This is a genomic window from Mycobacterium bohemicum DSM 44277 (assembly GCF_001053185.1).
Lineage (GTDB): Bacteria > Actinomycetota > Actinomycetes > Mycobacteriales > Mycobacteriaceae > Mycobacterium > Mycobacterium bohemicum.
On the sequence record NZ_CSTD01000002.1, the window covers coordinates 841,216 to 865,371 of the forward strand.

A 24,156-nucleotide genomic window follows, 5' to 3' on the forward strand; every position below is an offset into this window, starting at 1 on the left:
GTCGTGATATTAGTGTGCGACCGGCGTGTAATGCGCTGCGTCGGTGGTGAATTCGGGTTTGCCGTAGGTTGCCAGCCGCAGCTTGAGCAGCGCGATGACGTATGCGTCGGTGATGTCCCGCAGCACGGGGATGCGGCTGGCGTGGCTCACCGCGGTGAAACGCCCGATGATGAACGGCGTGGTGAGGGCGACGCGCGCCAGATCCAGCGGTCCGAGGGTGACGCCCATGGCCTGCGCGATGTCGCGGTCGCCGTTGCAGAAGGTGCGGACGAACGTGAGCTTGCTGAAGCTCTTCTCGACCGCCTCGGCGCACCGGTCGAACAGGGTGGTGCCCGGACGCAGGTAGGCCGCCATCGTGCCGCGGACCAGTTCTTGGCAGATGGAGTCGAATCCGTCTCGCAGCAGCGCCGAGCGCGCGTGCATGACGTGCATGATGTCGGCGGGCTCGGCGGGCAGCAGTTCCTCGGGCAGGCCGAGTAAAAAGCAGCGGTACCTGGCGAATTCGACGACGGCGCGTTCCTCGGGGGTGAACTCGGTGCGGCCCTCGTTTCTGGCCTTACGCGCCAAGAGGTACTGGCCGATCATGCCCGCGGGCATCTGGTCGACCTGCGGCACCGGCATGCCGTAGACGGCCGTGTCCCATTTGTGGGATTTCTTCAGGGCGTTGTAGCGGACCATCGAATGCATCAGCCGGACCATGGCCGCCGCTTCGAACCCGGGGCCGTAGCGGTCCAGCGCCCCGGGCAGGGTGGTGACGGCGAAGAAGCTGGCCGTCTCGTTGACCCGCCGGGCGGCCCGCTTGCCGGACAAAGCCCCCGTCAGGGCCATCGGCAGCGCGGCGTAGGTGTTGGTAAAGGTCGCGATGAAGGCGCCCCGGGTGATGAAGGGGGCCAGCAGCGCCGCGGGAATGCGCTCCTGGCGAGCGCCTTCACGGACCAGGCCGAAGTCGATCCACTCCGGGGTGGCCTCCATGGCGGCGATGAACGCCTCCAGCTCGGGGGGCGCGTCGGGCACCGCCTCGATTCCTTCCCGGCATGCGGTCTTGAGCATGTCGATCAGGCTCGTGACACTGTACGTATTCATCAGGGCCGCATAGGGATCGGCGACGACGTCGCCGAGCATGGTGGCCGTGCTGATCAGTTCCGTGACGCGCTCGTCTTCCAGGATCGGCGCGCGGTCGGCGACCCAGGCGGGCAGGGCGGAGTCGGCGTCGGGCTCGGTGGCCAGGCGATCGGGCTGTTGGTCGAAGTCGAAGTCGCCGTAGAGGTCGGGCTGTAGGTCGCGCTGGCTGCGAACTCGGCGGGCGAGTTCGGGGTAATACGTGACCATGCGACCTCCCGCTAACTAACAATTAGTGAGTAATACTCACAACTTGTTAGTTAGTATGTCAAGCGTGACCGCCGCGACCAGGCAGAGCCCGAAGCGCCGAATGTCCGCCGAAGCGCGGCGCGAACAGATCCTGGACGTCACCCACGCGATCGTCGACGTCGAAGGTTTTCATGCCGCGACACCGAACCGCATCGCGGAGGCGGCCGGCGTCGACCGGTCGCTGATCTATCAGAAGTTCGGCGACCTGGCGGGGCTGTTCGTCGAACTGATCGACCGCGAGGCCGCGCGCGCCGGCGCGCAATTCGCCGAGGCGATCTCCGGGCTGGACGCGGTGGCCGAGGATCAGTCGCTGGTGGTCGCGTTCGACGGGGTGCTGGCCGCGGTCGACGCCCACCCGGCCACCTGGCGGCTGTTCCTGTTCCCCCCGCAGGGCGCGCCGCCGCAGTTGTATGCCCGGCTATCCCAGTCCCAGGAGGTCGTGCTGGGCTTCTTCGTCCGCGAACTGCTGCGCCACAACCCCGCGCTGCACGAGCCGGAATACACCGCCCGGATTTTGCACGCCGCCGGGCGCGAATTGCTGCAGCTGCGCCTCAGCGATCCGCAGAACGCGTCGGCGGAACGGCTGCGGACCTTCGTCCGCCGGCTGGGTTCGGAGCTGGTGGGCCGGCCGTCCTGACTCCGGGCGAGCTTTTGCCGCGAATTGTCAGCTGGTGCGGCCTCTTTCGGTTCGATAGCGGCGCACCAGCGCGTCGGTGGAGCTGTCGGATTGCGGCGCGGGCGAGCCGTCGGCGGTGATCACCGGGAGCAGCGCCTTGGCCTGAGTCTTGCCCAGCTCCACGCCCCATTGGTCGAACGAGTCGATGCCCCAGATCACGCCCTCGGTGAAGACCTGGTGCTCGTAGAGGGCGATCAACTGGCCCAGCACCGACGGGGTCAGCCGGTCGGCCAGGATCGACGTCGACGGCCGATTGCCCGGCATCACCTTGTGCGGCACGATCTCGGCGGGGGTGCCTTCGGCGGCGATTTCTTCGGCCGTCTTGCCGAACGCCAGCACCTGGGTCTGGGCGAAGAAGTTGCTCATCAGCAGGTCGTGCATGCTGCCGTCGCCGTCGGCGGTGGGCAGGTCGTCCAGCGGTTGGCTGAAGCCGATGAAGTCGGCCGGAACGAGCCGGGTGCCCTGATGCAGCAACTGGTAGAAGGCGTGCTGGCCGTTGGTCCCGGGCTCGCCCCAGAAAATCTCCCCGGTGTCGGTGGTGACCGGCGTGCCATCGGCGCGGGTCGACTTGCCGTTCGATTCCATGGTCAGCTGTTGCAGGTAGGCCGCAAAGCGGGCGAGGTCATTGGAATACGGCAGCACCGCGCGCGATTGCGCGCCCATGAAGTTGGAGTACCAGAGGCCGATCAGGCCCAGCAGCACGGGCGCGTTGGACTCCAGCGGCGCCGTCCGGAAATGCCGGTCGACGATATGGAATCCGGACAGGAAATCGGCGAAGGCGTTGCGGCCGATGGCCGCCATCACCGACAGCCCGATCGCCGAATCGACCGAATAGCGGCCCCCCACCCAATCCCAGAAGCCGAACATGTTGTCGGTGTTGATCCCGAAGTCGTCGACCAGGCGCTTGTTGGTGGAGACGGCCACGAAGTGCTTGGCGACCGCTGCGTCGCCGAGGGCGCCGGTCAGCCAGCGGCGCGCCGCGGTCGCGTTGGTCAGGGTCTCCAGTGTGGAGAACGTCTTGGAGGCGACGATGAAAAGTGTTGTGGCGGGCTCCAAGTCGGCGAGAGCGGCGGTGAGGTCGGCCGGGTCGACGTTGGAGACGAAGCGCGCCGAGATTCCCGCGTCCGCGTAGTGGCGGAGCGCCCGGTAGACCATCACCGGGCCGAGGTCCGATCCGCCGATGCCGATGTTGACGACGGTGCTGATGCGTTCGCCCGTGGCCCCCGTCCATTCCCCGCTGCGCAACCGGTCGGTGAAGTCGCCCATCCGGTCCAGCACCTCGTGGACGTCCTCGACCACGTTGTGGCCGTCGACCATCAGTTCGGCGTCGCGGGGCAGCCGCAGCGCGGTGTGCAGCACCGCGCGGTCCTCCGAGGTGTTGATGTGCGCACCGGAGAACATCTGGTCGCGGCGCTCCTCGAGGTTAGCCGCGCGCGCCAGGTCGACCAGCAGCCGCAGCGTCTCTCGGGTGATGCGGTGTTTGCTGTAGTCGATGTAGAGGTCGCCGACCTCAAGGCTGAGGTCGCGGCCCCGATCCGGGTCTTCGTCGAAGAATTGGCGCAGGTGGGTCTTGCCGATCTGTCCGTGATGCTTGCGCAGGGCGTCCCACGCCGGGGTGGCGGTGATGTCGGGGATGGTGTGCACGGAAGTCATGGGCGCCGCTCCTCTTCATCGCGTGGCTCCGCACCGTCGTCGATGCGGGTCATAACTCGACCCTATGCGGCCCGCTACGACCCGGCCAGGTGTGAAAGACCGGGGCGCTAGTGCCCGAGCCGGCCCCTGCCCAACCGCAGCAGCAGCATCGCCAGGTCCTTACCCTCCGGGCCCAGCTCGCTGTAGCGTTCGATGACTTTCATTTCGCGGCTGTGCACCAACCGCGTGCCGCCGGAAGCCATTCGGACCTTGCCGATCGCCTGCGACACCTCGGCCCGCCGCTTGACCGCGGCGAGGATCTCGGCGTCCAGCCGGTCTATCTCCCGCCGCAACTCGTCGATGTCGGCGGCCTGCTCGGTGTCGGTCATTTCGATGTTCATCTCTGCTAACTCCGCGTTCTCCTGATGTGGGGGTTCTGGCCTCATCCGGTACGGACCTCACAAAAGAAACGAGCCCCGAAGCCGGAAGCGGACCACGGGGCTCTGCGATAGCAGCTAGACCACGGGCACCGCTGGCGGGTACCCGTAGAAAAATCGGCGCTGCGCGTTGAGCACCAGATGAGTGTGCCACTTGTGGCAGCTTCCGCGCAAAAATGCCGCCCCAAATCGGCTCCGACGCGCCAAGGTTGGGCCAGGGCGAGGAGCGAACTACGCATTCATGACCGGACCAGGCGTTGAGCGTGCGGGCGGCGCTGGTCCATGGGCACTCCATGCCGGCGTTGACCTCGGATGCGGGCCTGTATGCGGCGGCGGAGGCGGCCGCCGCCCAGCCTTTGCAGCCCGCTCGACGCCGACGCCCGCAACGTGTCTTCCCCTGACGACCCCGCCGTCCCGGCGCCGCCTCACCCGTTCGTCGGCCGACGCGCGATATCCGGCCCGCGACCTCGACGGCAACCGACCCGCCCTGTCGGTCGCGGGAGGTAAGTTTGGACAGACATGAGTGTGCACGCAGCCGATACCAGGTCCACCTCCGCAGCCGACGAACTGCTCGACGGCCTCAACCCCCAACAGCGCCGGGCCGTGGTGCACGAGGGTTCGCCGCTGCTGATCGTTGCCGGGGCGGGTTCGGGCAAGACGGCCGTGCTGACCCGGCGCATCGCCTACCTGATCGCCGCGCGCGGTGTCGGGGTCGGCCAGATCCTGGCCATCACCTTCACCAACAAAGCCGCCGCCGAGATGCGCGAGCGCGTGGTGCGGCTGGTCGGCCCCAGGGCGCGCGCGATGTGGGTGTCGACCTTCCATTCCAGCTGTGTGCGCATCCTGCGCAACCACGCGACGCTGATCGACGGCCTCAACTCCAACTTCTCGATCTATGACGCCGACGACTCGCGGCGCCTGCTGCAGATGATCGGGCGGGACATGGGGCTCGACATCAAACGCTACTCGCCGCGGCTCCTGGCAAACGCGATCTCCAACCTGAAGAACGAGCTGGTGGACCCGCACCAGGCGGTGGCCGATCTGACCGACGAATCCGACGAGCTGAGCCGCACCGTCGCCTCGGTCTACGGCGAATACCAGCGGCGGCTGCGGGCGGCCAACGCCTTGGACTTCGACGACCTGATCGGCGAAACCGTGGGGATCCTGCAGGCTTTCCCGCAGATCGCCCAGTACTACCGGCGCCGGTTCCGGCACGTCCTGGTCGACGAGTACCAGGACACCAACCATGCGCAGTACGTGCTGGTGCGCGAGTTGGCCGGGCGCGGCTCTGACGAGGTTTCCGATGACGTGCCGCCGGCCGAGTTGTGCGTCGTGGGCGACGCAGATCAGTCGATCTATGCGTTCCGCGGTGCCACCATTCGCAACATCGAGGACTTCGAACGCGACTACCCGGACGCGACAACCATTCTGCTGGAACAGAATTACCGCTCAACGCAAAACATCCTGTCGGCGGCCAACGCCGTGATCGCCCGGAACGCCGGACGCCGCGACAAGCGCCTGTGGACCGATGCGGGCACGGGCGAGTTGATCGTCGGCTATGTCGCCGACAACGAGCACGACGAGGCACGGTTCGTGGCCGAGGAGATCGATGCGCTCGCCGAGCGGGGCGAGATCACCTACAACGACGTGGCCGTGTTCTACCGCACCAACAACTCGTCGCGGTCGCTGGAAGAGGTGTTCATCCGCGCCGGTATTCCGTACAAAGTCGTTGGCGGAGTGCGTTTTTACGAGCGCAAGGAGATTCGCGACATCGTCGCCTACCTGCGCGTGCTCGACAACCCCGGCGACGCGGTCAGCATGCGGCGCATCCTCAACACCCCCCGGCGTGGCATCGGGGACCGCGCCGAGGCGTGCGTGGCGGTCTACGCCGAGAACACCGGCTCCAGTTTCGCCGACGCGCTGGTGGCCGCGGCCGAAGGCAAGGTGCCGATGCTCAACACGCGCGCGGAGAAGGCCATCGCCGGCTTCGTCGAGCTGCTCGACGACCTGCGGGGCCGCCTCGACGACGACCTCGGCGACCTGGTCGAGTCGGTGCTCGAGCGGACCGGGTACCGCCGGGAGCTGGAGTCCTCCAACGACCCGCAGGAACTGGCGCGGCTGGATAACCTCAACGAACTCGTCAGCGTCGCACACGAATTCAGTACCGACAGGGCCTTGGAAACCAAAGAAGCCGCCGCCCTCGACGAGTCGGCAAGAACGCCCGAGGACGAAGACGTGCCGGACACCGGCGTCCTGGCGGAGTTCCTGGAGCGGGTGTCCCTGGTCGCCGACACCGACGAGATCCCCGAGCACGGCGCGGGCGTGGTCACGCTGATGACACTGCACACCGCCAAGGGCCTGGAGTTCCCGGTGGTGTTCGTCACCGGGTGGGAGGACGGCATGTTCCCGCACATGCGGTCGCTGGACGATCCCATCGAACTCTCCGAGGAGCGGCGCCTCGCCTACGTCGGCATCACGCGGGCCCGTCAGCGCCTCTACGTCAGCAGGGCCATCGTCCGGTCCTCGTGGGGGCAGCCGATGCTCAACCCGGAATCACGTTTCCTGCAGGAGATTCCGCAGGAACTCATCGAGTGGCGCCGCACCGCGCCGGCCCCGTCGTTCAGCGCGCCGGTGAGCGGAGCCGGCCGTTTCGGCGCGCCCCGCGCGGCGCCGACCCGCTCGGGCGCGAGCAAACGCCCGCTGCTGGTCCTGGAACAGGGTGACCGCGTGACGCACGACAAGTACGGCCTGGGCCGGGTCGAGGAAGTTTCCGGGGTCGGGGAATCGGCCATGTCGCTGATCGACTTCGGCAGCGCGGGGCGGGTGAAGCTGATGCACAACCACGCCCCGATCAGCAAGCTTTAGCGGGCCGCTCGGGTCAGCCGTGCAGCCAGCGGGTGGTTCGCGGGTGCAGCGCCAGCACCGCGCTGGAGACCGGCAGCAACCACAGGGTGTAAACGATCCAGGCGACGCGCGCGCCGGCGACGAAGACGCCGCCGTAGGTCAACACCGCGACGACCGCGCCGGCGACGATCAGGTACCGACCGAGGGATCGGCGCTGCAGCAACAGGATCACCCCGGACACCGTGGTCGCCGCGAACACCAGGGCGAGGAACGCGACCGCGATGCAAAACAGCCGGTCGGTTCGCCACCAGCCGGCGACGAGGTCGGTGGCCACCACCGATGTCGCCCATCCGCCGACGATGCTGACCGCGCACGCCGCAACGGCGGTTCGCCCGCGTTCGCCCGCAGGCGCACCGGGGAGGGCGCCCTGACCGGCGCGCGGCTCGCCGGCCGGCGGCGAAACGAGCCGGGGAATGTGCGTCGTGGCGGAGTCCGGCGCGGTGGGGATCGGGCCGGTCGGCGCCCGCCGGATGATTCGCGTGCGGGTGTCGGAGGGTGACTCGGGCTCTGATGGCGGCCCAGGAGGTGCTGGCTGGTTTGGCGCGCTCACCTCAACCAGCGTAGTTGCCGACCATAAGTCCCCGCTTTGCGAGCCACGGGACAGGATCAATCCTCTCGGTGCCGCCCTGGAGCACCTCGAAATGCAGGTGGGGGCCGGTGGAATTTCCCCGGTTGCCCATGGTGGCGATCTGGTCGCCGGCCATCACCTGCTCGCCGACGCTGACCAGCGTCGTGTTGATGTGGCCGTACAGCGTGACCGTGCCGTCGGCATGCCGCAGCTTGACCAGCATCCCGTAGCCCGCGGCCGGCCCGGCGTCGATGACGACCCCGTCGGACACGGCGTAGATCGGAGTGCCGATCGCGTTGGCGAGGTCGATGCCGGCGTGCAGCACGCCCCAGCGGTAGCCGAAGTTGGAGGTGAAGATGCCTCTCGTCGGCATGACGTAGAGCGGCTGCTGCAGCCGGGCCTCGCGCTGGGCGCGGTCGTTCGCGAACGCCAGCCCTTTGGCGAGCTCCTGATTGTGCACGGCCGCGCTGGCCGCGGGCGCGACCGCGATCACCTGTGCGCCGCGGATGCTGTCGGTTCCCGACCCGCCGGTCAGCGACGACGCGTTGGCCATCAGCACGGGCTCTGTCTTGGGGGTGTCGGCGTGGCCCGTCGCGCTGTGCGCGGCCGCGGCAGCGGCGGCCCCTGGCGGCGCTGGTCGGCTGCTTGCGGTGCTGCCCGCCGCGCCGCACCACGGGGATGACGTCGGTGTCGCCGAACTCGTCACGAGAGCCGAACCGCGAATCGACCGCCACCACTCGGGTCGGGGCCTCGTCGGGCGAGGCCAGCAGCAGTGGGGTGAGGTTGTCGGTGTCGCTCAGGTCGTCGAGCTCGGGGGCCAGCAACACCCGCGCCGCGTTGTCGAAAGTTGAGTCGGCGCTGAAATCCAGGTCGTCCAGCTCGCTGGCGTCACTGAAATCCAGGTCGCCGAAATCGAAGCCGTCGAGGGGCAGGATCTCCGTGACCTCGTTGCGGTGGGGTTCGGCCCACCGGCCGTGCGCCGCGCGAGCAACCCTCATCACGCCTGGTGTCACGGCCGAACTCGGAGCAAACCGGTGCTGGGGCAAACTGAATTGTCCTCGTATCGTGACCATACCGTTATCTGGACCCTAAGGAAGGTATCCGCTTTAGGACGACGCTGGCAACCTCGGGCCGCGATCGGGCGGAAAGTGTGACTTGGATCACGAGCGACGCGCCGGGGTATGCCGTGACCTGCGCCACATCGTGGGACGCGCCGGTAGCGGCCGTTTTGGGGGTGGATACAGTTCCTCCGTGCGAGTTGCCGGGAGCGGCACCGCCGACGTTCAGGCCTAGCAGTCAAGCCGAGTGAAGACAGTGAGCTCATGGACCTTTTCGAATATCAAGCCAAAGAATTGTTCACCAAGCACAACGTACCGACCACGCCCGGGCGCGTGACGGACACCGCCGAGGGCGCCCGCGAGATCGCCGCCGAGATCGGCCGTCCGGTGATGGTCAAAGCACAGGTCAAGATCGGCGGACGAGGCAAGGCCGGTGGCGTCAAGTACGCCGCCACGCCCGACGACGCCTACGAGCACGCCAAGAACATTCTCGGCCTGGACATCAAGGGCCACATCGTGCACAAGCTGCTGGTGGCCGAGGCCAGCGACATCGCCGAGGAGTACTACATCTCCTTCCTGCTCGACCGCGCCAACCGCACCTATCTCGCCATGTGCTCGGTCGAGGGCGGCGTGGAGATCGAGGAAGTCGCCGCCACCAAGCCCGACCGGCTCGCCAAGGTCCCCGTCGACGCCGTCAAGGGCGTCGACCTGGCGACCGCGCGCTCGATCGCCGAGCAGGGCCACCTGCCCGCCGAGGTGCTCGACGCGGCGGCGGTGACGATCTCCAAGCTCTGGGAGGTCTTCGTCGCCGAGGACGCCACCCTGGTCGAGGTGAACCCGCTGGTGCGCGACCCCGAGGACCGGATCCTCGCGCTGGACGGCAAGGTCACGCTCGACGCCAACGCCGACTTCCGACACCCCGAGCACGCCGAGTTCGAGGACCGCGCGTCCACCGACCCGCTCGAGCTGAAGGCCAAGGAGCACGACCTCAACTACGTCAAGCTCGACGGTGCCGTCGGCATCATCGGCAACGGCGCGGGCCTGGTGATGTCGACCCTCGACGTCGTCGCCTATGCCGGGGAGAAGCACGGCGGCGTCAAGCCGGCCAACTTCCTGGACATCGGCGGCGGCGCCTCGGCCGAGGTGATGGCCGCCGGGCTGGACGTCATCTTGAACGACAAGCAGGTCAAGAGCGTGTTCGTGAATGTTTTCGGCGGGATCACCTCCTGCGACGCCGTCGCGAACGGAATCGTGACCGCGCTGAACATGCTCGGCGACGAGGCCAACAAGCCGCTCGTCGTCCGGCTCGACGGCAACAACGTCGACGAAGGGCGCCGCATCCTGGCACAGGCCAACCATCCCCTGGTGATTGTGGCCGAGACCATGGACGCCGGTGCCGACAAAGCCGCCGAGCTGGCGAATAAGTAAGGGAGCCAACACATGTCGATTTTCCTGAACAAGGACTCCAAAGTCATCGTCCAGGGCATCACCGGCGGCGAGGGCACCAAGCACACCGCGCTCATGCTGAAGGCCGGCACCCAGGTGGTGGGCGGGGTGAACGCCCGCAAGGCGGGTACCACCGTCTCGCACGTGGACGCGAAAGGCAAGGACGTCGAGCTTCCGGTCTTTGGCACCGTCGCCGAAGCGATGAAGGAGACCGGCGCCAACGTGTCGGTCGGCTTCGTCCCGCCGAAATTCGCCAAGGACGCCATGATCGAGGCGATCGACGCCGAGATCCCGCTGCTGGTCGTCATCACCGAGGGAATTCCGGTGCAGGACAGCGCGTATGCCTGGGCCTACAACGTGGACAAAGGGCAGAAGACGCGCATCATCGGGCCGAACTGCCCCGGCATCATCACCCCGGGAGAGGCGCTGGCCGGCATCACCCCGGCCAACATCAGCGGCCCCGGCCCGGTCGGGCTGGTGTCCAAGTCCGGCACCCTGACCTACCAGATGATGTACGAGCTGCGCGATTTCGGGTTCTCCACCTCGATCGGCATCGGCGGTGACCCGGTGATCGGCACCACCCACATCGACGCCATCGAGGCGTTCGAGAAGGACCCCGACACCAAGGTCATCGTGATGATCGGTGAGATCGGCGGCGACGCCGAGGAGCGCGCCGCCGACTACATCAAGGCCAACGTGTCCAAGCCGGTCGTCGGGTATGTCGCGGGATTCACCGCCCCGGAAGGCAAGACGATGGGCCACGCCGGCGCCATCGTCTCCGGGTCGTCGGGCACCGCGGCCGCCAAGAAGGAAGCCCTGGAGGCGGCCGGCGTCAGGGTCGGCAAGACGCCGTCGGAGACCGCCGCGCTGGCCCGGGAGATCCTGAAGAGCCTGTAGCGTCTGCCGGCGTCGTTCCGCCGCGCGCGCCGGGTGGCCCGGTTGCACGCCCGCCGGGACCCTACGGTAGATAGTGGGTCTATGAATCTCGACCCGAAGACACCCGTCGTCGTCGGGGTTGGGCAGTCCGCCGAACGCATCGACGACCCCGACTACCGGGCGTTGTCGCCCGTGGAGTTGGCGGCCGGCGCCGCGCGCGCGGCGCTGCTCGACTGCGGCGCAGACTTCGACGCGGTGGCCTCGGCGGTGGACACCGTGGCCGGTGTCCGGCAGTTCGAGATCTCCGGGCCGATCGCCTCGGCCGTGCTGGGGCGGTCCAACAACTACCCGCGGTCGGTCGCCAAGCGGCTCGGGGCGCGGCCCCGCCGGGCCATCCTCGAGATCGTGGGCGGCCAGGGACCCCAGCACCTGATCAGCGAGCTGGCCGCCGAGGTCGCCGCGGGCCGTTCGGAGGCCGCCCTGATCTTCGGTTCGGATGCGACGTCGACGCTGCGGCACTTCGCCCGGGCCGACGACAAGCCGGATTTCACCGAGACCGTCGAGGGCGACCTGGAGGATCGCGGCACCGGCATCGCGAAACTCATCTCGCGCTACACCGTGATGCACGGGCTGACCAGCGCCCCGATCCAATACGGGCTGCTGGAGAACGCGCGGCGGGCCGGAACCGGGCTGGGACCGGGCGACTATCGCCGGACGATGGGGGAGCTGTTCGCGCCGTTCACCAAGATCGCCGCCAACAACCCGTTCGCCGCCGCGCCGGTCGAACGCACGGTGGACGAGCTGATCACCGTGACCGAGAGCAACCGGATGATCGCCGAGCCGTACCCGCGGCTGATGGTCGCCCGAGACCAGGTGAACCAGGGCGCGGCAGCGCTGTTGATGTCGGTGGAGGCGGCGCGACGGCTGGGCGTGCCGTCGGACAAGTGGGTGTTCCTGCGCGGCCATGCCGACCTCGAGGAGCAGCCCCTGCTGCAGCGGCAGGACCTCGGCCACGCCCCCTCGGCCGTGATGGCCGTGCGCGAGGCCCTGGACATGGCCGGCATCGGCATCGACGACGTCGCGACCTTCGACCTATACAGCTGCTTCCCGGTGCCGGTGTTCAACATCTGCGACGGCCTGGGCATCGCGACCGACGACCCGCGCGGGCTGACCCTGACCGGCGGGCTGCCGTTCTTCGGCGGCGCCGGCAACAACTACTCGATGCACGCCGTCGCCGAGACCGTGGCCCAAATGCGAAGCACCCCAGGAGAGTACGGTCTGGTCGGGGCGAACGGCGGCATCCTGAGCAAGTACTCGGTGGGCGTCTATTCGACCGCCCCGGCCGCGTGGACGCCGGACCGCAGCGCGCCGTTGCAGGCGCGGGTCGCCGCGCTGCCGACGGTGCCCGTGACCGAGCAGGCCGATGGCATCGGCACCGTCGAGACCTACACCGTGCGCCGCGACGACGGACGCCCGACCGGGATCGTCATCGGACGCCTGGACGACGGTAGCCGGTTCCTGTCGACCACCGAGGACGACGAGTTGATCGCACTGCTGATCGACGGCGACCCCCTGGGGCGTCGGGTCCGGGTGCGCTCCTTCGACTACGGCAACCGCTGCACGCCGGCCTGACGCGCCGATCTCTTCGCGACACATAAACCACGCACACGACACGCCGATCCGCGTCGCGCTGGGTTATGTCTCGTGGAGTGGAGGCCGCCGAGTGCTCACACCACGGCGGCCAGCTTGCCGGCGAGCCGCTCGACGTAGGCGGCGATCTCGTCGTCGGGGCGGTCGGGCAGGCCGAACAGCACCTCGGTCACCCCCAGCTCGGCCCAGCGCGCCAGCTTCTCGGGCACCGGCTTGAAGTCCAGCGCCACGATCTGCGGGGCGCCGTCGCGGCCGGCGCCCGCCCAGGTGTCCTGCAGAAGCTTGACCGGCTCGTCGATGTCGAAGTCGCGCGGCGTGGTGATCCAGCCGTCGGCGCTGCGGGCGATCCACTTGAAGTTCTTCTCGTTGCCGGCCGCACCCACCAGCACGGGCACGTGCGGTTGCACCGGCTTGGGCCACGCCCAGCTGGGTCCGAACTTGACGAACTCGCCGTCGTAGGCGGCCTCCTCCTCGGTCCACAACGCCCGCATGGCCTCGATGTACTCGCGCAACATCGTGCGGCGGCGCCCGGGCGGCACGCCGTGGTCGGCGAGTTCGTCGGTGTTCCAACCGAACCCGACCCCGAGGCTGACCCGCCCGCCGGACAGGTGGTCCAGCGTGGCGATGCTTTTGGCCAGCGTGATCGGGTCGTGTTCGACCGGCAGCGCCACGGCCGTCGACAGCCGCACCCGCGTCGTCACCGCGCACGCCGCCCCCAGGCTCACCCAGGGGTCCAGCGTCCGCATGTAGCGGTCGTCGGGCAGCGACGCGTCGCCGGTGGTCGGGTGGGCGGCCTCCCGCTTCACCGGGATGTGCGTGTGCTCCGGTACGTAGAACGTGTGAAAGCCGTGGTTGTCGGCGAGCTTGGCGGCCTTGGCCGGTGAGATGCCGCGGTCACTGGTGAAAAGCACGAGGCCGTAATCCATGCCGAGAATTAGAACGTGTTCTACCTCTGCGGGGCAAGCGGGTCCGGCTGTGGCGCCCGCGCGGCGGGTTGGTCGCTCCCGCGGGCGCCTCCGGGGGTGCGCTAGCGTGGGTGGTCGAATCACCTGGGAGCACAGCATCGCACTGCAACAGGAGGAGTCATGACCTATTCGCCCGGTGGCCCCGGATATCCACCGACGCAACCCGGCGGATCCTATGCGGGCGGCGCGCCATCGTTCGCCAAGGACGACGACGGCAAGAGCAAGCTGCCCCTTTACCTCACGATCGCGGTGGCGGTTCTCGGGTTCTTGGCCTACCTCGCGAGTTTCGGACCGATGTTCACCGTCAGCGTGGAGATCGGGGGCGGCATGTCGGGGGTCAGCGATCTGGGGGTGTCCGTCGGGGTGATCGCGGCGCTGTTGGCCGCGCTGCTCGCCGCCGTCAGCCTGGTGCCCAAGACCAGGAATTACGCGGCCCCGACCGCGGTGGTCGCCCTGCTTGCGGTGCTGATGCTGATCGCCGGGCTCGTCAACACCGGCAACGGTGTGTCCATCGGCTGGGGCCTGTGGCTGGTCCTGCTCGCGAGCGTGCTCGAGGCGTCCGTCGCGGTGGCGGCGCTGCTGCTGGACGCCGGCGTGATCACCGCGCCGGCGCCGCGCCCCAAGTACGACCCCTACGCGCAATACGGCCAGTACGGGCAATACGGGCAGTACGGACAACAGCCGTATTACGGTCAGCAGCAGCACGCCGGCCAGCAGCAGTCGCAACAGCCCCCCGGCTACGGGGCGCAGTACGGCGGCTACCCGTCCAGCCAGGCCCCCACCCAGAGTGCCGTTCCGACCACCGGCGGGTTCGGCGCCCAGCAGCACCCTGCCGGCCAGCAGCACGGGACCTCCACGCCGCCGACCGGCTTCCCGAGCTTCAGCCCGCCACCCTCGGCCGGCGCCGACAGCTCGGGCTCCGAAGGGGGATCGTCGGCTCCGGTGAACTACGCCAACCAGTCCGAGGGGCCGCAGTCGCCGTCGTCGCCGTCTGGTCCAGCGCCGTCCTGATCATGCGCTTCCGCGCCTAGTCTCGGGACGTGCGCCAACAGTGACGCGGGTGGAGGACAACAGGGCGCCCGGCGCCCGCCAAGCCCGCGACCTGGTCCGGGTCGCGTTCGGCCCGGCGGTGGTGGCGCTGGTGATCATCGCCGCCGTCACGCTGCTTCAGTTGCTGATCGCCAACAGCGACATGACCGGCGCGTTGGGGGCCATTGCCAGCATTTGGCTGGGCGTGCACCAGGTGCCGATCTCGATCGGCGGGCACGAGCTGGGTGTGATGCCGCTGCTGCCGGTGCTGTTGATGGTCTGGGCCACGGCGCGCGCGACCGCCCGGGCCGTCTCTCCCTATTCGTCGTGGCTGGTGGTGCGCTGGGTGGTGGCGTCGGCGCTGGGCGGCCCCATGCTGCTGGCGGCGATCGCGCTGGCAGTCATCCACGACGCGTCGTCGGTGCTCACCGAGCTCCAAACGCCCAGCGCGCTAAGGGCTTTCGTCAGCGTGCTGGTGGTGCATGCCATCGGCGCGTCGATCGGTGTGTGGTCCAGGGTGGGACGCCGGGCGCTGAGGACTTCGCCGTTGCCGAACTGGCTGGCCGATTCGCTGCGTGCGGCGTCGGCGGGCGTGCTGGCCCTGGTCGGCCTGTCCGGGATGGTGACGGCGGGGTCGCTGGTCGTGCACTGGGCGACGATGCAGGACCTGTACGGGATCACCGATTCGATCTTCGGGCAGTTCAGCCTGACGGTGCTGTCGGTGCTGTACGCGCCCAACGTCATCGTCGGAACCTCGGCGATCGCGGTGGGTTCCAGCGCGCACCTCGGCTTCGCGACGTTCAGCTCGTTCACCGTTTTCGGCGGCGACATTCCGGCGTTGCCGATCCTGGCCGCGGTACCGCGGCCGCCGCTGGGCCCGGTGTGGGTCGCGCTGCTCATCGTCGGTGCGTCGTCGGGGGTGGCGGTCGGGCAGCAATGCGCCCGCCGCGCGCTGCCGCTGGCTCAGGCCGTCGCCAAGCTGCTGGTGGCCGCGGTGGCCGGGGCGGCGGTGATGTCATTGCTCGCGTTCGGCGGCAGTGGCCGGCTGGGCAACTTCGGGGACGTCGGCGTCGACCAGGGTGCGTTGGTCCTCGGGGTGTTCTTCTGGTTCACGGTCGTCGGCTGGGTGACCGTGGTGATGACCGGCGGGGTGCGGCGCCGGCCCAGGCGGCCGAAGCCCAGGCCCGAGCCGGTACCCGAGGCCGAGGAGCCCGCGGACTTTGCCGCGGAACTCGAGGACGACGCGCTCGTGGAGGACGGCGAAGAGCCGGGCGGCGAGCTGGCCGAGGAGGTTGAGCCGGCAGAGGAGGTTGAGCCGGCCGCCGACGAGCCGGCCGTCGACGAGCCGGCCGTCGACGAGCGCTGAGGGTGTCGACACGCCGGGCGACGCAGCCCTGGGCGCAGGCTCGGCGCGACGGCCCGCCAGATTAGGCTCTCGATGTGGTCGAACCGCTCCGCCTGCCCCCGAGCGCACCGGCGCGGGTCGTGGTCCTGGCATCGGGCACCGGTTCGCTACTGGACTCGCTGATCGCCGCCGCCGCGGGCGACTACCCGGCGCGCGTGGTGGCCGTGGGCACCGATCGCGACTGCCCGGCCCTGCAGATCGCCGCGGCGGCCTCGCTGCCCGCGTTCACCGTCCGGCTCGGCGATCACCCGGACCGCTCCGCGTGGGACGCCGCCATCACCGCCGCGACGCTCGCCCACTCGCCGGACCTGGTGGTTTCGGCAGGGTTTATGAAAATACTTGGGCCGCAATTCCTTTCACAATTCTACGGCCGGGTCGTCAACACCCATCCGGCGCTGCTGCCCGCCTTCCCCGGCGCACACGGGGTGGCCGACGCGTTGGCCTACGGCGTGAAGGTCACCGGCTGCACGGTGCACCTGGTCGACGCGGGCACGGACACCGGCCCCATACTGGCGCAGCAATCCGTGCCGGTGCTCGACGACGACACCGAAGAGACGCTGCACGAGCGCATCAAGGTCACCGAACGCAAACTCCTGGTGGACGTGGTGGCCGCGATCGCGATCGGCGGCATGACCGTCGTCGGACGAAAAGCGACGGTCGGACGAGAAGCGATCGGACGAAAGGCGATGAACCGGTGAGCACCGACGACTTCCCCGAAATGGCGAGAAGGCCGATCCGTCGCGCCTTGATCAGCGTCTACGACAAGACCGGGCTCATCGAGCTCGCCCGCGGACTGACCGCAGCGGGCGTCGAGATCGTCTCGACCGGGTCGACGGCCAAGACCATTGCCGCCAAAGGCATTCCGGTGACGCGGGTGGAGGAACTGACCGGTTTCCCCGAGGTGCTCGACGGCCGCGTCAAGACGCTGCATCCGCGCGTCCACGCCGGCCTGCTCGCCGATCTGCGCAAACCCGAGCACGCCGCCGCGCTCGAGGAGCTCGGGATAGCGGCGTTCGAGTTGGTCGTCGTCAACCTGTACCCGTTCAGCGAGACCGTCGACTCCGGCGCGGGCATCGACGAATGCGTCGAGCAGATCGACATCGGGGGGCCGTCGATGGTGCGGGCGGCCGCCAAGAACCATCCCAGCGTCGCGGTCGTCACCGACCCGCGCGGCTACGACGGGGTGCTCGCCGCCGTCGGGCATGGCGGATTCACGCTCGCCGAGCGCCGGCGGCTGGCGTCGCTGGCCTTCCAGCACACCGCCGACTACGACATCGCCGTCGCCGGGTGGATGGAGTCGACGCTGGCGCCCGAGCATCCGCCGTCGGCCTTCCCGCGCTGGCTGGGCCGCAGCTGGCGGCGCTCGGCGATGTTGCGGTACGGCGAAAACCCGCACCAGCAGGCCGCGCTGTACGACGACCCCGGCGCGTGGCCCGGCCTGGCGCAGGCCGAGCAGCTGCACGGCAAGGAGATGTCCTACAACAACTTCACCGACGCCGACGCGGCGTGGCGCGCCGCGTTCGACCACGAACAGACCTGCGTGGCAATCATCAAGCACGCCAACCCCTGTGGGATCGCGATCTCGGCGGTCTCGGTCGCCGACGCGCATCGCAAGGCGCACGAATGCGACCCGCTGAGCGCCTTCGGCGGGGTGATCGCGGCGAACACCGAAGTCAGCGTCGAGATGGCGGAGTACGTGAGCACGATCTTCACCGAGGTGATCATCGCGCCGGCCTACGCGCCCGGCGCCCTCGACGTGCTCACGCGCAAGAAGAACATCCGGGTGCTGCTGGCCTCCGAACCGCTGACCGGCGGCACCGAGCTGCGACCGGTCAGCGGCGGGCTGCTGGTCCAGCAGCGCGACGAGCTGGACGCGCACGGCGACAACCCGGCCAACTGGACGCTGGCGACTGGCTCGCCCGCGGACCCCGCGACGCTGAGCGACCTCGTCTTCGCGTGGCGGTCCTGCCGCGCGGTCAAATCGAACGCCATCGTGATCGCGGGCGGGGGCGCCACGATCGGGGTCGGCATGGGCCAGGTCAACCGGGTCGACGCCGCCCGGCTGGCCGTGGAAAGAGGCAACGCGCGCGGCGAGGACCGGGTGCGCGGCGCGGTCGCGGCCTCCGACGCGTTCTTCCCCTTCCCCGACGGGCTCGAGATGCTGATGGCCGCCGGCGTGCGGGCCGTGGTGCATCCGGGCGGGTCCGTCCGCGACGACGAGGTGACCGCCGCGGCCGCCGGCGCGGGCATCACGCTCTACCTCACGGGCGCCCGCCACTTCGCGCACTGAGCAGTGTCCGGGCGTGAATACGCCCGCCGCGAACGCCGTGCGCATGACGTAGGCGGAGCCAGGTCGTAGCTTGGAGAGGTGACATCACCGAGCAATCTGCCCCGCACCGTCGGCGAACTGCGCACCGCCGGTCACCGCGAACGGGGAGTCAAGCAGGAAATCCGGGAGAATTTGCTCACCGCGCTGGCCGCGGGGGACGACGTCTGGCCGGGGATCCTGGGCTTCGAGGACACCGTGTTGCCGCAGGTGGAGCGGGCGCTGATCGCCGGACACGACTTCGTCCTGCTCGGCGAGCGCGGTCAGGGCAAGACCCGGCTACTGCGGGCCCTGACGGGACTGCTCGACGAGTGGACGCCGGTGATCGCCGGCGCCGAACTGGGTGAGCACCCGTACTCGCCGATCACGCCGGAGTCGATCCGCCGCGCCGCCACCCACGGCGACGACCTCCCCATCGAGTGGCGACACCGCAGCGAGCGCTACACCGAGAAGCTCGCCACACCGGACACCAGCGTGGCCGACCTGGTCGGCGACGTCGACCCGATCAAGGTCGCCGAGGGCCGCAGCCTCGGGGACCCCGAAACCATCGCCTACGGGCTGATCCCGCGCGCGCACCGCGGCATCGTCGCCGTCAACGAACTGCCCGACCTCGCCGAGCGCATCCAGGTGTCGATGCTCAACGTGATGGAGGAGCGCGACATCCAGGTCCGCGGATACACGCTGCGTCTCCCGCTGGACGTGTTGGTGGTCGCCAGCGCCAACCCCGAGGACTACACCAACCGCGGCCGCATCATCACCCCGCTCAAGGACCGGTTCGGCGCCGAGATCCGCACGCACTACCCGCTGGAGCTCGACGCCGAAGTCGGCGTCATCCTGCAGGAGGCGCACCTGAGCGCGCAGGTGCCCGACTACCTGGTGCAGGTGATCGCCCGCTTCGCCCGCTACCTGCGCGAGTCGAACTCCGTCGACCAGCGCTCCGGGGTTTCGGCCCGGTTCGCGATCGCGGCCGCCGAAACCGTGGCCGCCTCGGCCCGGCACCGCGGCGCCGTGCTGGGGGAGACCGACCCGGTGGCCCGGGTCGTCGACCTCGGCACGGTGATCGACGTGCTGCGCGGCAAGCTCGAGTTCGAGTCCGGCGAGGAGGGCCGCGAACAGGCCGTGCTGGAGCACCTGCTGCGCCGCGCGACCGCCGACACCGCTTCGCGCGTGCTCGGTGGCATCGATGTCGGCACGCTGGTGGCCGCGGTGGAACGGGGCTCGGCGGTCACCACCGGCGAGCGCGTCGCGGCCAAGGACGTGCTGGCCGCGGTGCCGGCCCTGCCGGTCGTGGACAAGATCGCGGAGAAACTGAACGCGCAGTCCGTGGGGGAGCGGGCTGGCGCGCTCGAGCTGGCGCTCGAGGCGCTGTATTTGGCCAAGCGCATCGACAAGGTGTCCGGAGAGGGCCAAACCGTCTATGGCTAAACCTTTTTCGCAACCCTCCAGGGGCCACTCCTCGCGCTACTCGGCGTACCCCGGCGGGCCGGACCCGCTGGCCCCGCCGGTGGACCTGCGCGAGGCCCTCGAGCAGATCGGCCAGGACGTCATGGCCGGCACGTCGCCGCGCCGCGCGCTCTCCGAGCTGCTGCGTCGCGGCACCGAGGGCATGCGGGGAGCCGACCGGCTGGCGGCGGAGGCCAACAAGCGCCGTCGGGACCTGTTGCGCCGCAATAACTTAGACGGCACGCTGCAGGAGATCAAGAAGCTGCTCGACGAGGCCGTCCTGGCCGAACGCAAGGAACTCGCCCGCGCGCTGGACGACGACGCCCGCTTCGGCGAACTGCAGCTCGACGCCCTGCCCGCGTCGCCGGCCAAGGCGGTGCAGGAGCTTTCCGAGTACAACTGGCGCAGCGCCGAGGCCCGCGAAAAGTACGAGCAGATCAAGGATTTACTCGGCCGCGAGATGCTGGACCAGCGGTTCGCGGGCATGAAGCAGGCGCTCGAGGGCGCCACCGAGGAAGACCGCCAGCGCGTCAAGGACATGCTGGACGACCTCAACGAGCTGCTCGACAAGCACGGCCGCGGCGAGGACACCGCCGAGGATTTCCAGAACTTCATGGACAAGCACGGCGAGTTCTTCCCGGAGAACCCGCGGGACGTCGACGAGCTGCTCGACTCGTTGGCCAAGCGTGCCGCCGCCGCGCAACGCTTCCGCAACAGCCTGAGCCCCGAGCAGCGGGCCGAGCTGGATGCGTTGGCGCAGCAGGCGTTCGGCTCCCCCGACCTGATGCAGTCGCTGAACCGGCTCGACGCGCACCTGCAGGCGGCGCGGCCGGGCGAGGACTGGACCGGGTCGGAGGAGTTTTCCGGCGACAACCCGTTCGGCATGGGCGAGGGCACGCAGGCGCTGTCCGACATCGCCGAGCTGGAGCAGCTGGCCGACCAACTCTCCCAGAGCTATCCGGGCGCCACCATGGACGACGTGGACCTCGACGCGCTGGCGCGTCAGCTGGGCGACCAGGCGGCGGTCGACGCCCGGACCCTGGCCGAGCTGGAACGCGCGCTACTCAATCAGGGCTTCCTGGACCGCGGCTCCGACGGGCAGTGGCGGCTGTCGCCCAAGGCCATGCGCAGGCTCGGCGAGACGGCCCTGCGCGATGTGGCGCAACAACTTTCGGGGCGACGCGGCGAGCGCGACCATCGGCGCGCGGGAGCGGCCGGCGAACTCACCGGCGCGACCCGGCCCTGGCAGTTCGGCGACACCGAGCCGTGGAACATTCCCCGCACCCTCACCAACGCGGTGCTGCGGCAGGCGGGTTCGGGGAAGCGGGCCGGCCGGTTGAGCCTCACCGTCGAGGACGTCGAGGTCTCCGAGACCGAGACGCGCACGCAGGCGGCGGTGGCGCTGCTGGTCGACACCTCGTTCTCGATGGTCATGGAGAACCGCTGGCTGCCGATGAAGCAGACCGCGCTGGCGCTCAACCACCTGGTGTCCACCCGGTTCCGGTCGGATGCCTTGCAGATCATCGCGTTTGGCCGCTACGCCCGCACGGTCACGGCCGCCGAGCTCACGGGCCTCGAGGGCGTCTACGAGCAGGGCACCAACCTGCATCACGCGCTGGCTCTGGCCGGCCGGCACCTGCGCCGGCACCCCAATGCGCAGCCCGTCGTGCTGGTGGTGACCGACGGCGAGCCGACCGCGCACCTCGAGGACTTCGACGGCGACGGCACCACGGTGTTCTTCGACTACCCGCCGCACCCGCGGACCATCGCCCACACGGTGCGCGGGTTCGACGACATGGCCCGCCTCGGCGCGCAGATCACCATCTTCCGGCTCGGCAGCGACCCGGGGCTGGCGCGGTTCATCGACCAGGTCGCGCGGCGTGTCGAGGGACGGGTCGTGGTGCCCGACGACGACGGCCTGGGGGCCGCCGTGGTCGGTGACTACCTGAGATCGCGGCGCCGCCGGTAGGGTTGGCGGCTCCCCGGCCGGGTATCCCGAAAATCATGACCAACGTTCCCGTGATCGAACTCAACGACGGCAACAGCATCCCGCAGCTTGGCTTCGGCGTGTTTCAGATCCCGCCCGGGGACACCGCCGCCGCCGTCAAGCAGGCGCTCGACATCGGCTACCGGCACATCGATACCGCCGAAATGTACGGCAACGAAAAGGGAGTCGGCCAGGGCATCCGCGACGCCGGCCTGGACCGCGGCCAGGTGTTCGTGACGAGCAAGCTGAACAACGGCTTTCACAAGCCCGACGACGCGCGCCGCGCGTTCGACCGGACGTTGGAAGCTCTCGGGTCCGATTACGTCGACCTGTTCCTCATCCACTGGCCGCTGCCCACGCTGTACGACGGAGACTTCGTCTCGACGTGGAAGGTGCTGGAAGAGTTCGCGAAAGACGGTCGCGCCCGCAGCATCGGTGTGTCGAATTTCCAGCCCGCCCATCTGGATCGCCTCGCCGACGAGACCGGCACCGTGCCCGCGGTGAACCAGATCGAGGTGCATCCGTACTTCGGCAACGAACAGGTGCGCGCATACGGACGCGAGCACGGCATCGCCACCGAGGCGTGGTCGCCGATCGCCCAGGGCAAGGTGCTCGACGACCCGGTGATCACCCGCATCGCCGACGCCGCCGGCAAGTCACCGGCGCAGGTCGTGTTGCGCTGGCACGTCCAGCGGGGCGACATCGTGTTTCCCAAGTCCGTGACGCCGGAGCGGATCAGGTCCAACTTCGAGCTGTTCGACTTCGAGCTGGACGACTCCGACATGGACGCGATCTCGGGGCTGGACCGGGGCGAGTCGGGCCGCACGGGTCCGGACCCGGACACCTTCGACTACGTGCCGAACTGAGCGGAGCGCGCTAGGCGCGCGGGCGACGGGCCTTGCGCTTGACGCCCACGCCGCCCCACAGCGAGAAGCCGTGGATCTTGACCGTCGGCGCGCCCGGGGTGCCGTCGCCCAGGTTGTCGTGGTCGAAGCCGCCCATCACGCCGCGGCCGTGGATCTCGACGTTGACCTCGGGCGGCAGCAGGATCCGCTGAACCCCCATGATCGAGATCGCATGGATCTCGACCTCGGTCGAGGTGAAGTCGGCGTAGCGCAGGTCGAGCACCCCGTTGCCCCACAGGGTGAACGCGGTGAGCTTCTTGGGCACGTTCCACCGGCCCCGTCGCTCGAACCCGCTCATCAACGCCAGCAGCAGGGTCGACGGCGCGGGATTCGGCTTGCCGCCGCGGCGCAGGTTGAGCGGCTCGCCGGGCAGGTCCTCGCGCAGTCGGTCGAGCTCGTCATACGTCGTCGCCGCGTAAGCCCTGGTCAGGCGGTCTTCGTAGTCCTTCATCTGCAGACGGCCCTGCTCGGCCGCATACGCCAGCAGCTGCGCGAGCTGGATGCGGTCCGTGTCGGCCGCAGGCGAGGACCCGTTACCGATGTCCTTCGCATCACGCTGCGCTGAGTTGCTCATCACCCACGAGCGTACGACGTTGAGGTTTTGCTGCAATAGGCTTGGCAAAACTGCAACGTTCCTCAGCCGGGGTCCGCCCAGCGGGGTGGACGTTTCTGCAGGAACGCCATCATCCCCTCGCGCGCCTCGTCCGATACGAACAGCCGGGCCGAGTCCTCGGTGAGCCGTTCGGCGTCGCGGTCGAAGCCCTCGAGCACCGCGGCGGTGGTCAGCGCCTTCGACGCCGCGAGACCCTGCGGCGAGCCGCGGCCCACGTCGGCGACGATGGTCCCCACGGCCGCGTCGACGTCGTCGACCGCCATCGTGACCAGCCCGATGTCCGCGGCCGTCGCCGCATCGAACGTCTCCCCGGTGAGGTAGTAGCGCGCCGCCGCGCGCGGCGACACCTTGGGCAGCAGGGTCAGCGAGATGATCGCCGGGGCGACGCCGATGCGCGCCTCGGTCAGCGCGAAGCTGCTGCGCGGGCCGGCGACCGCGATGTCGCAGGCGCCGACCAAGCCGAATCCGCCCGCCCGGACGTGCCCGTCGACGGCGGCGATGACCGGCAGCGGCGCGGCGATGATGGCGCGCAACAGCGCCGTGAGTTCGCGGGCCCGGGTGACGGCCATGTCGTATGCCGATGGTGGCGACCCGCTTCGCCCGGCTTCGCCGCGCTCGCGATCGCCACGCGGGTCGCCGCCCCTGGCCTCGCTGAGGTCCGCCCCGGCGCAGAAGGTGCCGCCGCTGTGTCCGAGCACGACCGCCCGCACCGCGGGGTCCGCCGCGGCGTCGCGCAGCCCCCGGTGCAGCTGGTTGACGAGGGTGGTGGACAGCGCGTTGCGGTTGTGGGGCGAGTTGAGGGTCAGCCGCGCGAACGGGCCGTGGGTGTCGGCCGGCCCGGCGTACTCGACGAGCGTGTCCATCGGGG

At 69.3% G+C, this 24,156-nt stretch carries 19 protein-coding genes and 1 pseudogene; 12 read left to right on the top strand and 8 right to left on the bottom strand.

Translation table 11 applies throughout. The features are described from left to right. Positions 1-9 precede the first annotated feature (9 nt). Positions 10-1,329 (bottom strand): oxygenase MpaB family protein, encoded by a 1,320-nt coding sequence (locus BN971_RS14300; RefSeq protein WP_085181464.1) that lies wholly within the window; start codon positions 1,327-1,329, stop codon positions 10-12. A gap of 100 nt (positions 1,330-1,429) precedes the next feature. On the opposite strand from BN971_RS14300, the gene BN971_RS14305 reads away from it, so the two are divergent. Next, positions 1,430-2,005, top strand: coding sequence for a TetR/AcrR family transcriptional regulator (locus tag BN971_RS14305; RefSeq protein ID WP_085181463.1), 576 nt, complete (start codon positions 1,430-1,432; stop codon positions 2,003-2,005). Between the two features lie 27 nt (positions 2,006-2,032). On the opposite strand, the gene pgi is transcribed toward BN971_RS14305, so the two are convergent. Then, positions 2,033-3,697: a glucose-6-phosphate isomerase gene (gene pgi / locus BN971_RS14310; RefSeq protein WP_085181462.1), complete on the bottom strand. Its 1,665-nt coding sequence runs from the start codon at positions 3,695-3,697 to the stop codon at positions 2,033-2,035. Positions 3,698-3,804: 107 nt separating this feature from the next. After that, positions 3,805-4,122 carry a chorismate mutase gene (locus tag BN971_RS14315; protein ID WP_085181461.1) on the bottom strand — a complete coding sequence of 106 codons (318 nt, stop codon included), beginning with the start codon at positions 4,120-4,122 and terminating at the stop codon, positions 3,805-3,807. 510 nt (positions 4,123-4,632) lie between these two features. Between BN971_RS14315 and pcrA the strand changes: the two genes are divergently transcribed. Next, positions 4,633-6,978: a DNA helicase PcrA gene (gene pcrA / locus BN971_RS14320; protein ID WP_085181460.1), complete on the top strand. Its 2,346-nt coding sequence runs from the start codon at positions 4,633-4,635 to the stop codon at positions 6,976-6,978. 13 nt (positions 6,979-6,991) lie between these two features. Here pcrA and BN971_RS25080 read toward each other — a convergent pair whose 3' ends face one another. After that, positions 6,992-7,567, bottom strand: coding sequence for a hypothetical protein (locus tag BN971_RS25080; protein WP_085181459.1), 576 nt, complete (start codon positions 7,565-7,567; stop codon positions 6,992-6,994). A 1-nt stretch (position 7,568) separates the two neighbouring features. Next, positions 7,569-8,583: pseudogene (locus tag BN971_RS14330) on the bottom strand (M23 family metallopeptidase). Between the two features lie 324 nt (positions 8,584-8,907). Here BN971_RS14330 and sucC point away from each other — a divergent pair. The 3 genes from sucC (at position 8,908) to BN971_RS14345 (ending at position 12,597) form a co-directional block, all read left to right on the top strand. Then, complete coding sequence (sucC, locus tag BN971_RS14335; RefSeq protein ID WP_085181457.1) at positions 8,908-10,071, top strand: ADP-forming succinate--CoA ligase subunit beta; 1,164 nt, start codon at positions 8,908-8,910, stop codon at positions 10,069-10,071. A 12-nt stretch (positions 10,072-10,083) separates the two neighbouring features. Beyond that, a complete protein-coding gene (gene sucD / locus BN971_RS14340; protein ID WP_085181456.1) occupies positions 10,084-10,986 on the top strand; it encodes a succinate--CoA ligase subunit alpha in 903 nt (300 codons plus the stop codon). A gap of 81 nt (positions 10,987-11,067) precedes the next feature. Beyond that, a complete protein-coding gene (locus tag BN971_RS14345; protein ID WP_085181455.1) occupies positions 11,068-12,597 on the top strand; it encodes an acetyl-CoA acetyltransferase in 1,530 nt (509 codons plus the stop codon). Between the two features lie 95 nt (positions 12,598-12,692). On the opposite strand, the gene BN971_RS14350 is transcribed toward BN971_RS14345, so the two are convergent. Continuing rightward, positions 12,693-13,541 carry an LLM class F420-dependent oxidoreductase gene (locus tag BN971_RS14350; protein ID WP_085181454.1) on the bottom strand — a complete coding sequence of 283 codons (849 nt, stop codon included), beginning with the start codon at positions 13,539-13,541 and terminating at the stop codon, positions 12,693-12,695. Between the two features lie 159 nt (positions 13,542-13,700). On the opposite strand from BN971_RS14350, the gene BN971_RS14355 reads away from it, so the two are divergent. The 7 genes from BN971_RS14355 to BN971_RS14385 all read left to right on the top strand — a co-directional run bounded on the left by BN971_RS14355 (position 13,701) and on the right by BN971_RS14385 (position 22,636). Continuing rightward, positions 13,701-14,591, top strand: a complete 891-nt coding sequence (locus BN971_RS14355; RefSeq protein WP_085181453.1) for a DUF5336 domain-containing protein — start codon at positions 13,701-13,703, stop codon at positions 14,589-14,591. A gap of 40 nt (positions 14,592-14,631) precedes the next feature. After that, complete coding sequence (locus tag BN971_RS14360; RefSeq protein WP_428978058.1) at positions 14,632-15,975, top strand: cell division protein PerM; 1,344 nt, start codon at positions 14,632-14,634, stop codon at positions 15,973-15,975. Positions 15,976-16,049: 74 nt separating this feature from the next. Beyond that, positions 16,050-16,712: a phosphoribosylglycinamide formyltransferase gene (purN, locus tag BN971_RS14365; protein ID WP_085181451.1), complete on the top strand. Its 663-nt coding sequence runs from the start codon at positions 16,050-16,052 to the stop codon at positions 16,710-16,712. A gap of 20 nt (positions 16,713-16,732) precedes the next feature. Next, a complete protein-coding gene (gene purH, locus BN971_RS14370; protein WP_276010954.1) occupies positions 16,733-18,304 on the top strand; it encodes a bifunctional phosphoribosylaminoimidazolecarboxamide formyltransferase/IMP cyclohydrolase in 1,572 nt (523 codons plus the stop codon). A gap of 78 nt (positions 18,305-18,382) precedes the next feature. Then, on the top strand, positions 18,383-19,765 hold the full coding sequence (locus BN971_RS14375) for a sigma 54-interacting transcriptional regulator (RefSeq protein ID WP_085181449.1): 1,383 nt from the start codon (positions 18,383-18,385) through the stop codon (positions 19,763-19,765). Further along, a complete protein-coding gene (locus tag BN971_RS14380) occupies positions 19,758-21,752 on the top strand; it encodes a vWA domain-containing protein (protein WP_090350179.1) in 1,995 nt (664 codons plus the stop codon). The genes BN971_RS14375 and BN971_RS14380 overlap by 8 nt, the downstream gene beginning before the upstream one ends. A 35-nt stretch (positions 21,753-21,787) precedes the next feature. After that, a complete protein-coding gene (locus BN971_RS14385; RefSeq protein WP_085181447.1) occupies positions 21,788-22,636 on the top strand; it encodes an aldo/keto reductase in 849 nt (282 codons plus the stop codon). A gap of 10 nt (positions 22,637-22,646) precedes the next feature. Here BN971_RS14385 and BN971_RS14390 read toward each other — a convergent pair whose 3' ends face one another. Together BN971_RS14390 and BN971_RS14395 are read right to left on the bottom strand one after the other, a co-directional pair. Next, positions 22,647-23,249 (bottom strand): DUF1707 SHOCT-like domain-containing protein, encoded by a 603-nt coding sequence (locus BN971_RS14390; protein WP_085181446.1) that lies wholly within the window; start codon positions 23,247-23,249, stop codon positions 22,647-22,649. A gap of 62 nt (positions 23,250-23,311) precedes the next feature. Then, on the bottom strand, positions 23,312-24,151 hold the full coding sequence (locus BN971_RS14395) for an enoyl-CoA hydratase family protein (protein WP_085181445.1): 840 nt from the start codon (positions 24,149-24,151) through the stop codon (positions 23,312-23,314). Positions 24,152-24,156 lie beyond the last annotated feature (5 nt).

Excerpts from the sequence above, each read along its gene's own strand:
- BN971_RS14300 (WP_085181464.1), bottom strand. The coding sequence starts at position 1,329 with ATGGTCACGTATTACCCCGAACTCGCCCGCCGAGTTCGCAGCCAGCGC.
- BN971_RS14305 (WP_085181463.1), top strand. The coding sequence starts at position 1,430 with ATGTCCGCCGAAGCGCGGCGCGAACAGATCCTGGACGTCACCCACGCG.
- pgi (WP_085181462.1), bottom strand. The coding sequence starts at position 3,697 with ATGACTTCCGTGCACACCATCCCCGACATCACCGCCACCCCGGCGTGG.
- BN971_RS14315 (WP_085181461.1), bottom strand. The coding sequence starts at position 4,122 with ATGAGGCCAGAACCCCCACATCAGGAGAACGCGGAGTTAGCAGAGATG.
- pcrA (WP_085181460.1), top strand. The coding sequence starts at position 4,633 with ATGAGTGTGCACGCAGCCGATACCAGGTCCACCTCCGCAGCCGACGAA.
- sucC (WP_085181457.1), top strand. The coding sequence starts at position 8,908 with ATGGACCTTTTCGAATATCAAGCCAAAGAATTGTTCACCAAGCACAAC.
- sucD (WP_085181456.1), top strand. The coding sequence starts at position 10,084 with ATGTCGATTTTCCTGAACAAGGACTCCAAAGTCATCGTCCAGGGCATC.
- BN971_RS14345 (WP_085181455.1), top strand. The coding sequence starts at position 11,068 with ATGAATCTCGACCCGAAGACACCCGTCGTCGTCGGGGTTGGGCAGTCC.
- BN971_RS14350 (WP_085181454.1), bottom strand. The coding sequence starts at position 13,541 with ATGGATTACGGCCTCGTGCTTTTCACCAGTGACCGCGGCATCTCACCG.
- BN971_RS14355 (WP_085181453.1), top strand. The coding sequence starts at position 13,701 with ATGACCTATTCGCCCGGTGGCCCCGGATATCCACCGACGCAACCCGGC.
- purH (WP_276010954.1), top strand. The coding sequence starts at position 16,733 with ATGGCGAGAAGGCCGATCCGTCGCGCCTTGATCAGCGTCTACGACAAG.
- BN971_RS14380 (WP_090350179.1), top strand. The coding sequence starts at position 19,758 with ATGGCTAAACCTTTTTCGCAACCCTCCAGGGGCCACTCCTCGCGCTAC.
- BN971_RS14385 (WP_085181447.1), top strand. The coding sequence starts at position 21,788 with ATGACCAACGTTCCCGTGATCGAACTCAACGACGGCAACAGCATCCCG.
- BN971_RS14390 (WP_085181446.1), bottom strand. The coding sequence starts at position 23,249 with ATGAGCAACTCAGCGCAGCGTGATGCGAAGGACATCGGTAACGGGTCC.
- BN971_RS14395 (WP_085181445.1), bottom strand. The coding sequence starts at position 24,151 with ATGGACACGCTCGTCGAGTACGCCGGGCCGGCCGACACCCACGGCCCG.